This window comes from Pseudomonas cannabina, from assembly GCF_900100365.1.
GTDB classification, from domain to species: Bacteria; Pseudomonadota; Gammaproteobacteria; order Pseudomonadales; family Pseudomonadaceae; genus Aquipseudomonas; species Aquipseudomonas cannabina.
In genome coordinates this window covers 5659017-5671754 of sequence record NZ_FNKU01000001.1, presented here as the reverse complement: position 1 = coordinate 5671754, position 12738 = coordinate 5659017, and the positions used below count along the sequence as shown (strand labels likewise).

Genomic DNA, 12738 nt, shown 5'->3' with positions numbered 1-12738 from the left:
ATGCCCCTCCTCGACCTCCTGGCCAGCTCACCCCTGGCCTTCATCACTATCTGCTCTCTACTCGGCCTGATAATCGGAAGCTTCCTCAACGTAGTCGTCTACCGACTCCCGATCATGATGGAGCGCGACTGGAAAGCCCAATCCCGAGAAATGCTCGGCCTCCCCGCCGAGCCGGACCAACCCGTCTTCAACCTGACTCTCCCCAACTCCAGTTGCCCAAACTGCGCGCACAAGATCCGTCCATGGGAAAACCTGCCGATCATCAGTTACCTGCTGCTGCGCGGAAAATGCTCACAATGCAAAGCCCCCATCAGCAAACGCTACCCGCTGGTCGAGCTGACCTGTGCACTGCTGTCGGCCTATATCGCCTGGCATTTCGGATTTGGCTGGCAAGCGGCTGCGATGCTGGTGTTGAGCTGGGGGCTGTTGGCGATGAGTCTGATCGATGCTGATCACCAACTGCTGCCTGACTCGCTCGTGCTGCCGCTGCTGTGGCTGGGCCTGATCGTCAACTCGTTCGGGCTGTTCACCTCGCTGAGAGATGCGCTGTGGGGCGCGGTGGCCGGATACCTGACGCTGTGGTCGGTGTACTGGCTGTTTAAACTGATCACAGGCAAGGAAGGCATGGGCCATGGCGATTTCAAGTTGCTGGCGATGCTTGGTGCCTGGGGAGGCTGGCAGATTTTGCCGCTGACCATTCTGTTGTCGTCGCTGGTGGGCGCGGTGTTGGGCGTGATCATGATGCGTATTTGCCGGGTTGAAAGCGGCACGCCGATTCCCTTTGGTCCCTATCTGGCGATTGCGGGGTGGATCGCTTTGCTCTGGGGTGGTCAAATAACCGACTCTTACATGCAGTTTGCCGGTTTCAGATGACTCAACCTGATCAAAAACCCTGGATTCTTGGCCTGACTGGCGGCATTGGTAGCGGTAAAAGTGCGGCAGCGCAGTGCTTTATCAACCTCGGCATCGACACCGTGGATGCCGACCACGCCGCCCGCTGGGTCGTCGAGCCTGGACGCCCGGCGCTGGAGCAGATAGCAACGCACTTCGGTAATAGCGTGTTGCAGCCCAGCGGCGAGCTGGACCGTAGCGCGCTGCGCAAGCTGATCTTCGAAAATCCAGAACAGCGACGCTGGCTGGAAGCGCTGTTGCATCCGCTGGTCAATCAGGAAATCGTCAGCTACCTGGCTAAATCCAAATCGCCATATGCCGTTCTGGTTTCGCCGCTGCTGATCGAATCCGGGCAATCGCGGATGGTACAGCGCCTGCTGGTGATCGATGTGCCCCGGCAGGTGCAGATAGAACGCACGATGCTGCGCGATGGTTCCAGCCAAGAGCAGGTCGACGCCATCCTCAAGGTGCAGATCCAGCGCGACGAACGTCTGCGCCACGCCGACGATGTGCTGACAAACGACCGCGATCACGCCTGGCTGACCAGCGAAGTCGAGCGGCTGCACCACTTTTACCTTACTTTGCGTGGAGGCCAATCATGAGCCAACCAATGACCGTTCAATGCCCGACCTGCGACGCCCCGGTGGAGTGGAGCGCCGCCAGCCCGAGCCGTCCGTTTTGCTCGGAGCGCTGCAAACTGATTGATCTGGGGGCGTGGGCTTCTGAAGAGCATGCAATTCCGGTAAGCCCGGATGCTGAGGATGATATGTTTTCGGGTGACTTGGAGGCGCCGCATAGAGGGCATTGATAACAGCGGATGTGAGACAGCTCTGCTTCTGCGCAACGGGCGTGGGAGTGACCGGGGCGGCGATCCGCGTTGCTTAAGAAAGCCATGACACAGCCGCCTCATTTCAAGCGGCTGTGGTGAGCCCTATCGCAAGACGCGACTATTTTTTCTTGGCCTTATTCAGTTCAGCCAATGGATCGCCACAACTCGACCGTTGACAGGGCTGAGGTTGCACGGGGCCTGCATCTGTGATGATAAAGTCACCTCGACGCTCCCCTTCTGCTGCGCACTTGTCGCACCACACCTCAGACACAACATCGTATCCATTAACGTTTCCCGCTTGCATAAACCCCTCCTTGATTTCCAGAAACCTAATAAGTTAGTGCATTGCGCAACTCAGATATCCAATAGAGGATATCTGAACGCGACGACCGCTAACAATGATTTGAAAAAGAGATGTATCTATAATCGATACACCTCTTTCCCCTCTACCTTCTTACTGCCAGTTTGCAGCCAGCACAGTATCTAACTGCGTTTGCTGTGCGGTAGTCAGATCCCGCTCCGCCCCCGCATCAACTCCGAACGACGCCATTGTGTCGACCAGGCTTTGCACCTGGCTATCAAGCAACGTTTTTCCATCGGCAGTCTTGAATTGGTCCACCTGATAGTCGTTAGCCGCATACCAGTTGCTCACCACCACCTTGTCGCTGGTATCAATGATGCTGACTTCCAGGTCGCTGCCACTGCGACGGAACCACAAGTCTTCAAGGCTTACATCCGTGCCGAATTGCAGCACATCGGTGCCGCTACTGACATCGTAATTGTTGATAACGTCTCGCCCTGAACCAATATTGATCTCGTAGGTGTCACTGCCATCGCCCCCGATAAGGCTATCGTTGCCAGTGCCGCCGTTGAGTACATCATTGCCCGCGCCGCCATAGAGAGTGTCGTTGCCCGACTCTCCGTACAACCTGTCGTCGCCCTCTTCGCCATACAGCGTATCAAGCCCTTTGCTGCCATAGATGCTGTCATTGCCGGCCGCACCGGAAACGTTATCGTCGCCGTCGCCAGCGTTGATAACATCATCACTCGCGTAACCGCGGAGGCTCTGGTCAGATGAATTTCCAAACAGTACCTGGGACTTGATGGCCGACTGATTCCAGAGTGTGCCATCAGCAAATTGCAGCTGATCGATCTGATACCCGCTCGTTGCGTCCTCGGCGAAATGGTTCATCACGCGCAGACTGTCGATTGTACCGTTGACGCGAATAAGCAGATCACTGCTGTCCCGAGTGATACTGACATCACTGACGTTCAGGTCGGCAAGTTTTACGGTATCAAGCTTTCCGACACGGGCTTCATTGGCATAGTAGATGCTGTCTTGCCCGGCGCCTTTGCCAAACAGGTAGGTATCGTCTCCGTCACCACCGTTCAGTTGATCATTCCCGGCACCGCCGTCCAGAACATCATTGCCATCTCCGCCGTAGAGCGTGTCATTGCCTGCTCCACCTTGCAGCAAGTCGTTACCACCGTCACCGTTAAGCGTGTCAGCGCCCGCACCGCCGGACAAAGTATCGTTGCCGCTACCACCGTTCACCGTATCGTCGCCAGCACCGGCGTCGATCAAGTCATTGCCGGATGTACCGGAGAGGGTTTCATCGATGTCCGAGCCTTGCATGACCTGGGATTTGATCTGGCTCTGATCCCAGAAACTGCCATCGGCAAACTGGATACGGTCGATTTGATAACCGCCAGCGGCGTCCCCCTGGAAGTGGTAAACCACTCGCAGGCTGTCGGTGCTACCCAGTACCCGGATGATCAGGTCGTTACCATCGCGGCGCACGCTGACATCAGAGGCATTGAGATCGGTAAGCTTGATCGTATCGAGCTTGCCTTCGCGATTTTCATAGGCGTAGTAAATCGTGTCTTGACCCGCCCCCTTACCGAACAGATAGGTATCGTTGCCCTCGCCACCGTCAAGTTGGTCATTGCCCAAACCGCCATCAAGAATGTCATCACCGGTACCGCCAATGAGACTGTCATTCCCCGCACCGCCCAGCAGCAAGTCATTGCCTTCGTTACCGTTCAGGCTATCGGCGCCCGCATTGCCGGCCAGAGTGTCGTTGCCGGCTGCGCCATTGATGATGTCATCACCCGCTCCCGCATCGATGACATCGTCACCCCCAGTGCCCGATAGAGTTTCTTCAACTTCGCTGCCCTGCAGGACCTGGTTCTTGATAGCGGCCTGATCCCAAAAACTCCCATCTGCGAACTGAATACGGTCGATTTGATATCCACCCGTGGCGTCGCTCTGGAAGTGATAAACGACACGCAGGCTATCAGTGCTACCCAGCACTCGAATAAGCAGGTCGTTACCATCACGACGCACGCTGACATCCACCGCGTTCAGGTCAACCAGCTTGACGGTATCGAGCTTGCCCACACGATTTTCATAGGCGTAATAGATCGTGTCTTGACCGGCCCCCTTGGCAAACAGATAGGTATCGTCGCCATCTCCGCCATCGAGGCGATCATTACCCGCACCGCCATCAAGGATATCGTTACCAAGACCGCCATTAAGGGTGTCGTTGCCCAGACCGCCCAGCATCAGATCATCTCCGGCTTCACCATTGAGAGTATCTGCGCCCTTGCTGCCTGACAGCGTATCGTTGCCGCCCCCCCATTGAGGGTGTCGTCACCGGCGCCTGCATCAATGCTGTCATCGCTGGCAGTACCTGCCAGCGTCTCGTCGGCATCGGTTCCTTGCAAGACTGCGGACCTGATCGCCGCCTGATTCCAGGTGCTACCGTCAGCGAACTGGATCTGGTCAATCTGGTAACCATAGGTTGCGTCGTTGGTGAAGTGGCTCACCACGCGCAGGCTGTCGGTGGTGCCCAGCACGCGAATGAGCAAGTCATTACTCTCACGACGCACACTTACATCCGCCGCATTCAATCCGATCAGCTTCACTGTATCGAGCTTGTCTGCGCGGACCTCATAGGCTTAGTAGACGCTGTCCTGACCAGAGCCTTTGCCGAACAGGTAAATGTCATCACCATTCCCGCCGTCCAGCATGTCATTGCCAGCACCACCATCGAGTTGGTCGTTACCGTTGCCGCCATAGAGAGCGTCTTTACCGTCGCCCCCATTCAACACATCATTGCCATCTTCCCCATTCAAGGTATCGGCACCAATACCGCCCGAGAGGATATCGTTGCCACTACCGCCATTGACGACATCGTCACCTGCTGCTGCGTTGATAATGTCATCGCTGCCGGTACCAGCCAGGGTTTCATCCGCCTCAGTACCTTGCAGTACTTGCGCCTTTATCGCGGTTTGATCCCAGAAGCTGCCATCAGCAAACGCAATCCGATCGATCTGATAACCCGCTGTGGCATCGTTCATGAAGTGATACACAACGCGCAACGTATCAGTCGTGCCGTTAATGCGAATCACCAGGTCATAACCGTCACGCGCCACGCTGACGTCGGCTGCATCGAGGTCAACCAGCTTGACCTGGTCGACCTTACCTGCACGGCTTTCGTTGGCGTAGTAGATCGTGTCCTGGCCCGAGCCCTTGCCGAACAGATAAGTATCGTCACCGGCTCCGCCATCCAGACGATCATTGCCAGCACCGCCATCGAGCACATCGTTGCCAGCACCGCCGTTAAGGGTGTCATTGCCTGCGTCACCATTGAGGTAATCGTCACCCTCATCGCCATTGAGCGAGTCAGCACCGTCACCACCCAACAGTCTGTCCTGCCCTGCACCGCCATACAACGTATCGTCGTCTATGCCGCCATCGATCAGATCATCGCTGGCAAAACCGGTCAGGACCTGGGCTGCGTCACTACTCTTGAGCACCTGCGCCTTGATGGCCGATTGGTCCCAGTTATTGCCATCAGCAAACTGGATGCGGTCGATCTGATAACCCGAGGTCGCATCACTCATGAAGTGATACGTAACACGCAGGGTATCGGTCGTGCCATTGACCCGAATGACCAGGTCATAGCTGTCTCGCGAAACGCTGACGTCGGCAGCGTTGAGGCCGAGCAACTGAATCGTATCGACCTTGCCGACGCGGCTTTCGTTGGCGTAGTAGATCGTGTCCTGACCCGAACCCTTGCCGAACAGGTAGGTATCGTCTCCGGCACCACCATCCAGACGATCATTGCCAGCACCGCCATCGAGCACGTCATTGCCGGCGCCGCCGCTAAGGACGTCATTGCCCAGACCGCCTTGCAGCAGATCGTTACCCTCTTCACCGTTCAGGGTATCGGCACCCGAACCACCGGCCAGGCTGTCATTGCCAGCACCACCACTGACGGTGTCGTCACCGGCACCGGCGTCGATCAGGTCGTCGGTGGCGTAAGCCGTCAGGGACTGGTCAGCATCATTTCCCTTCAATACCTGGGTCTTGATTGCGTCCAGATCCCAGGCATTGCCATCGGCAAACTGGATGCGGTCGATCTGATAACCCGCTGTGGCATCGCTCAGGAAGTGATACACGACGCGCAACGTATCAGTCGTGCCGTTGATGCGAATCACCAGGTCATAGCTGTCTCGCGAAACGCTGACATCGGCTGCGTTGAGGTCGAGCAATTGAATGGTATCGACCTTGCCGGCGCGGCTTTCGTTGGCGTAGTAGATCGTGTCCTGACCCGAGCCCTTACCGAACAGGTAGGTGTCGTCACCGGCACCACCATCCAGACGGTCATTACCCGAGCCCCCCTCCAACACATCGTCTCCACCATTACCGTAGAGCGTATCGTTACCGTCACCTCCGGTGAGGGTTTCGCCGACCTCCGTGCCGGAGACAGTCAAGGCACTCACCGCTACAGGTGTGAACAGATTGGCGCTGATACTCTCTTTGTTCCAGATCACCCCATCGGCAAACTGCACCTGATCAATGCCATAACCGTAGATGGCACTGCTGTAGAAGTGCGAACTGACCCGCAGGGTTTCACCGCTGTCCTTGATCTGGATAATCAGGTCATCGGACTCACGGCGCAGCACTACATCGGCAGCGTTCAGACCTTCCAGGCGAATCACGTCCAGTTTGTTGGCCATGGTGTCGTTGTAAGAATAGTTGCTGATAGTGTCCTGACCCGCGCCCTTACGGAACACGTAGGTGTCGGAACCGTAGCCACCGTCCAGCGAGTCATTGCCGCTGCCGCCTTCCAGGGTGTCGTTGCCATAGCCCCCGGTCAGCGTGTCATTGCCTGCGCCACCCAGCAGTGTGTCGTTGCCATCTTCACCGTTGAGGGTGTCATGGCCATCGCCTCCGTCGAGGATGTCATCACCGGTACGGCCATTCAGGGTGTCGTTGCCCGACAGGCCGAACAGGCTGTCCGCTGACTCATAACCGGTAACGGTCTCATCGACGTCGGTACCACTCAGCAGAGCCGTACGGATCTGCTCATTGGTCAGTGCCGAGCCATCGGCAAACTGTATCTGATCAATGTTATAGCCGTAGAGAACGCTGGTGTTGAAGTGCGAGCTGACCCGCAGGGTTTCGCCACTGTCCTTGATCTGGATGATCAGGTCATCGTACTCACGACGCAGCACTACATCGGCAGCGTTCAGACCTTCCAGACGAATCACATCCAGTTTGTTGGCCGTGGTGTCGTTGTAGGCATAGTTGCTGATAGTGTCTTGACCCGAGCCCTTGCGGAACACATAGGTGTCAGAACCGTAGCCACCGTCCAGCGAATCATTGCCGCTGCCGCCGTCCAGGGTGTCGTTACCGTAGCCGCCGGTCAGCGAGTCATTGCCTGCGCCGCCCAGCAGTGTGTCGTTGCCGTCTTCACCGTTGAGGGTGTCACGGCCATCACCACCGTCGAGGATGTCATCACCGGCACGACCATTAAGAGTGTCGTTGCCCGACAGACCGAACAGGCTGTCCGCCGACTCATAACCAGTGACGGTCTCGTCGACTTCGGTACCGGTGAGCAAAGCCGTACGGATCTGCTCATTGGTCAGTGCCGTACCATCGGCAAACTGCACCTGATCGATGCCATAGCCGTAGATGGCACTGCTGTAGAAGTGCGAACTGACCCGTAGGGTTTCACCGCTGTCCTTGATCTGGATAATCAGGTCATCGGACTCACGACGCAGTACCACATCAGCAGCGTTCAGCCCTTCCAGACGGATCACGTCCAGTTTGTTGGCCGTGGTGTCGTTGTAAGAATAGTTGCTGATGGTGTCCTGACCCGAGCCCTTGCGGAACACATAAGTGTCGGAACCGTAGCCACCGTCCAGCGAGTCATTGCCGCTGCCGCCGTCCAAGGTGTCGTTGCCATAGCCGCCGGTCAACGAGTCATTGCCTGCGCCGCCCAGCAGTGTGTCGTTGCCGTCTTCACCGTTGAGGGTGTCACGGCCATCACCACCGTCGAGGATGTCATCACCGGCACGACCATTAAGAGTGTCGTTGCCCGACAGACCGAACAGGCTGTCCGCCGACTCATAACCGGTGACGGTCTCGTCGACTTCGGTACCGGTCAGCAGAGCCGTACGGATCTGCTCATTGGTCAGTGCCGAGCCATCGGCAAACTGTATCTGATCAATGTTATAGCCGTAGAGAACGCTGGTGTTGAAGTGCGAGCTGACCCTCAGAGTTTCGCCGCTGTCCTTGATCTGGATGATCAGGTCATCGTACTCACGACGCAGCACTACATCGGCAGCGTTCAGACCTTCCAGACGAATCACATCCAGTTTGTTGGCCGTGGTGTCGTTGTAGGCATAGTTGCTGATAGTGTCTTGACCCGAGCCCTTGCGGAACACATAGGTGTCAGAACCGTAGCCACCGTCCAGCGAGTCATTGCCGCTGCCGCCGTCCAAGGTGTCGTTGCCATAGCCGCCGGTCAACGAGTCATTGCCTGCGCCGCCCAGCAGTGTGTCGTTGCCGTCTTCACCGTTGAGGGTGTCACGACCATCGCCGACGTCGAGGATGTCATTACCGGCACGGCCGTTCAGGGTGTCGTTGCCCTGTGCGCCAGACAAACGATCATCGCTGACGTAACCGGTGATGTTGTCGTCTATCTCAGTGCCAATCAGCAAGGCCGCAGTGATCTGTGCCTGGTCCCAGACAACCCCGTCGGCAAACTGCAACTGGTTGATCGCATAGCCGTAGCTTGGATCGCTATAGAAGTGAGAGCTAACCCGCAGGGTTTCGCCCGTCTGACGAATCTGAATCACCAGATCATCGGACTCACGACGAATGCTCACATCATCCTTGGTCAGCCCCTCTAGACGAACGGCTTCAAGCTTGTCGAGCGTGGTGTCGTTGTAGGAGTAGTTGTTGATGGTGTCCCGGCCATAACCCTTGCCGAAAACATAAGTGTCAGAGCCTTTTCCGCCATCAAGCGAGTCGTTACCGGCACCACCATCAAGAAGATCGTTGCCGGCACCGCCGCTAAGCGAATCGTTTCCAGCGCCGCCCAAGAGCGCGTCGTTACCGTCTTCACCGTAGAGCGTGTCCTTGCCATCCCCCCCATCGAGCACATCATCGCCTGCGCGTCCACTCAGGGAGTCATTGCCCGCCAGGCCTGTGAGGTTATCGTCGCTGGCATAGCCAGTAACGCTGTCGTCGCCTTCAGTACCGATCAGCAAGGCCGCGGTTATCTGCGCCTCGTCCCAGAGAGTGCCATCGGCAAACTGCAACTGGTTGATCGCATAGCCATAGCTTTGATCGCTATAGAAGTGCGAGCTGACGCGCAATGTTTCGCCGGTCTGGCGAATCTGGATCAGCAGGTCGTCGGACTCGCGACGAATACTGACATCATTGGTGTTCAAGCCCTCCAGACGAACCACATCCAGCTTGTCAGGCGTGCTGTCGTTATAGACATAGTTGCTGATGGTGTCCTGCCCGGAGCCCCTACGGAAAATATAGATATCCGAGCCCTTGCCACCTTCCAGTGAATCATTACCGGCACCGCCATCAAGCGTGTCGTTGCCAGCGCCACCCGATAGGGTGTCGTTGCCGAGCCCCCCGAGAAGAGTGTCATTACCGTCTTCGCCGTAGAGACCGTCCCTGCCTTCACCACCGTTGAGCAGGTCATCGCCAGTACGGCCACTGAGAACATCGTCCCCTTCCAGCCCCACCAGCTCATCGGCCGTGGCGTATCCGATGATACTGTCGTTGCCCTCGTTCCCAATCAAAAGCGCTGACGTAATTTTGGCCTGATCCCAGACCGTACCGTCCGCGAATTGCAGTTGATCGATCGCATAGCCGTAGCTCTGATCGGTAGCGAAATGGGAGCTGACCCGCAAGACCTCACCGGTCTGAACAATCTGAATCACCAGATCGTCGGACTCGCGACGGATATTGACGTCACCCGTGTTCAGCCCTTCCAGACGCACCACATCCAGCCTGTTCGGTGTGCTGTCGTTGTAGGCATAGTTGCTGATGGTGTCCTGCCCGGAGCCTTTGCGGAAGACATAGGTATCCGAGCCCTTGCCGCCCTCAAGCGAATCGTTGCCCGTACCGCCATCAAGGATATCGTTACCTTCGCCACCAGAAAGGGTGTCATTGCCCGCACCACCCAGAAGGGTGTCATCGCCAGCCTCACCATTAAGGCTATCCCTGCCATCCCCACCATCAAGCAGATCGTTGCCATTGCGGCCATTGAGGGTGTCATTACCCGCCAGCCCGGATAGTGTGTCGGCCGTGTCGTAACCCGTGATGGTGTCACTGCCTCCAGTCCCATCAAGGAGGGCCGCGGTGATCTGTGCACGATCCCAGACGGTACCGTCGGCAAACTGCAGCTGATCGATGGCATAACTCCAAGTGCTGGATTCGGCACTGAAATGCGAACGAATGCGCAGGGCTTCGCCGGTCTGAAGAATCTGCACAATCAGGTCATCGGATTCGCGACGCAGACTGACGTCTCCGCTGTTCAAACCATCCAGACGAACGACATCGAGCTTGTTGAGGGTCGTATCGCTGTAAGTCAAATTATCGATTGAATCGGAGCCAGAACCTTTAGCGAAGATATAGGTGTCCGATCCCTTGCCGCCTTCCAGCGTGTCATTACCAGCACCGCCATCCAGCAGATCGTTACCGTTCCCGCCAGTCAGGCTGTCGTTGTCGGTGCCGCCGAGCAATGTGTCGTCACCGTCTTCACCATACAACGTATCGCGTCCCGCTCCTCCCCGAAGGGTGTCATTGCCAAGTCCCCCATACAGCGTGTCATTGCCTGCCACGCCTTGAAGGGTATCGTCAGTGTCGTAACCGGTAAGCGTGTCGTTAAACTCGCCCCCCGTCAGTAGCGACGTCTTGATTTGCTCCACACCCCAGACCGTACCGTCAGCGAACTGCAGTTGATCGATGGCATAGTTGTAGTAGGTACTGGCGGGAGAGAAGTGTGAGGAAACCCGCAGGATATCGCCTGTTTCCTTGATCTGTATGACCAGGTCACTGGATTCCCGGCGTAGACTTATGTCGCTCAGGTTAAGCCCTTCAAGACGAATTACGTCCTGTTTGCCAGCCGTGGTTTCGTTGTAGGCACCGTTGTAAATACTGTCCTGACCCGAGCCCTTACGGAAGATATAGGTATCGGAGCCGTAGCCACCGTCAAGGCTGTCGTTGCCCGAACCACCATCCAGCACGTCATCGCCATAACCGCCATTGAGCGAGTCATTACCTGCGCGTCCCAGCAATGTGTCATTGCCATCCTCACCGTTTAAAGTGTCCGAGCCATTGCCCCCGTCGAGCACATCGTCGCCTGCACGACCACTCAGCGAATCGTTTCCATCCTGACCAAAGAGGCTATCTGCTGTGGCATAACCAGTGAGAGTGTCGGCCTCTTCCGATGACTGAACAACGGCAGCTTTGATCTGTGCGCCCCCCCATACAGAGCCGTCGGCGAACTTCAGTTGATCAATCGCGTAGGCGGTGACGCCATCCTGACTGAAATGCGAACGCACCGTCAGGGTGTCACCTGTTGCCTTGATCTGAATGACAAAATCGTCACCCGACCGAGAAAAGCGCAGGTCGGCCGGATTCAAGCCATCCAGCTGGATGACATCAACCTTATCGGTAGCTGTTTCGCCGTAAGCGTAGTTGTTGATGCTGTCTTGACCATACCCTTTTGCAAAGCGGTAAGTGTCAGAGCCACGACCACCATCAAGCGTATCGTTGCCAGTGCCACCATCAAGGATGTCGTTGCCATCAGCGCCATAAAGAATATCGCTACCGGCGTTGCCCGACAGCAAATCATTCCCGTCCTCGCCATACAGGTAGTCTGAACCGGAACCGCCACTCAAAGTGTCTTGGCCAGTGCCACCGTACAAGTTGTCGTTGCCTTCGTCACCACTGACAACATCGTTGCCGGCAAGACCGTTGAGGACATCATCCCCCTTACCACCAGCAATACGGTCGTCGGATGCATAGCCGGTAAGGGCATCATTACCATCAGTGAAGGTAAAGGCCGCCATGGTCTTGATTTGTTCAACGTTCCACTGAGTGCCGTCAGCAAATCGAATCTGCTCTACGGTATAGGGCGTGTCGCCGTCATTCTGGAAGTAGCCGGAAATCGTTACCTTGTCCGTGGAATTTTTAAGGGACAAGACCAGATCATTGTATGAACGGGTAACAATGATATCGGTCGGAAGAATATCCGCCGCAAACTCGATAGTGTCTGTCTTTCCAGCGCTCGAATCGTAGTTATTAATCGAGTCCTGACCCCAGCCTCGACTGAAGCGATAGACGTCAGAACCCTCGCCACCCGTCAGGTAATCGTTTCCAGTACCGCCATCCAGGTGATCGTTACCTGAATCGCCGTACAGCGTGTCGTTGCCTGCATCGCCTAGCAGCGTGTCATTCCCCTCGCCACCCGTAAGATAATCGTTGCCCAGACCGCCATCTAGTTGATCCTTGCCCGCATCACCATATAAGTTGTCGTTACCTGCATCGCCTTTAAGGGTATCATTGCCATCCCCACCACTGAGATAGTCATCACCTGATTCGCCAAGCAGAGTATCGTTGCCAGCTTGACCTCTAAGGAGGCGCTGCAAAAATAGCCAACTGTCCCCACCCTTGGCACACTAAGTTCCTTCAA

Annotated in this window: 6 protein-coding genes; 3 read left to right on the top strand and 3 right to left on the bottom strand. The window is 56.5% G+C overall.

What is annotated here, in order from left to right; genetic code table 11:
- Genes BLT55_RS26565 through yacG form a run of 3 tightly spaced genes read left to right on the top strand, consistent with a single transcriptional unit; the run spans position 1 to position 1699 of the window.
- Positions 1-873 (top strand): prepilin peptidase, encoded by an 873-nt coding sequence (locus tag BLT55_RS26565; protein ID WP_055000553.1) that lies wholly within the window; start codon positions 1-3, stop codon positions 871-873.
- Positions 870-1493, top strand: a complete 624-nt coding sequence (gene coaE / locus BLT55_RS26560; protein WP_055000554.1) for a dephospho-CoA kinase — start codon at positions 870-872, stop codon at positions 1491-1493. Before BLT55_RS26565 ends, coaE begins: the two co-directional genes overlap by 4 nt.
- Positions 1490-1699: a DNA gyrase inhibitor YacG gene (gene yacG, locus BLT55_RS26555; protein ID WP_074801206.1), complete on the top strand. Its 210-nt coding sequence runs from the start codon at positions 1490-1492 to the stop codon at positions 1697-1699. The genes coaE and yacG overlap by 4 nt, the downstream gene beginning before the upstream one ends.
- A 475-nt stretch (positions 1700-2174) precedes the next feature.
- Here yacG and BLT55_RS35140 read toward each other — a convergent pair whose 3' ends face one another.
- The 3 genes from BLT55_RS35140 to BLT55_RS26550 are packed head-to-tail and all read right to left on the bottom strand — an operon-like array spanning position 2175 to position 12694.
- Positions 2175-4340 carry a calcium-binding protein gene (locus tag BLT55_RS35140; RefSeq protein WP_244159020.1) on the bottom strand — a complete coding sequence of 722 codons (2166 nt, stop codon included), beginning with the start codon at positions 4338-4340 and terminating at the stop codon, positions 2175-2177.
- The gene (locus tag BLT55_RS35135; protein ID WP_244159012.1) at positions 4286-4648 is read right to left on the bottom strand and encodes a calcium-binding protein; all 363 of its coding nucleotides are present in this window, start codon (positions 4646-4648) and stop codon (positions 4286-4288) included. Before BLT55_RS35135 ends, BLT55_RS35140 begins: the two co-directional genes overlap by 55 nt.
- A 33-nt stretch (positions 4649-4681) precedes the next feature.
- Positions 4682-12694, bottom strand: a complete 8013-nt coding sequence (locus tag BLT55_RS26550; RefSeq protein WP_263398996.1) for a calcium-binding protein — start codon at positions 12692-12694, stop codon at positions 4682-4684.
- Positions 12695-12738: the final 44 nt, after the last annotated feature.

Bases quoted from the DNA above. Each gene is read 5' to 3' on its own strand.
- BLT55_RS26565 (WP_055000553.1), top strand. From the start codon at position 1: ATGCCCCTCCTCGACCTCCTGGCCAGCTCACCCCTGGCCTTCATCACT.
- coaE (WP_055000554.1), top strand. From the start codon at position 870: ATGACTCAACCTGATCAAAAACCCTGGATTCTTGGCCTGACTGGCGGC.
- yacG (WP_074801206.1), top strand. From the start codon at position 1,490: ATGAGCCAACCAATGACCGTTCAATGCCCGACCTGCGACGCCCCGGTG.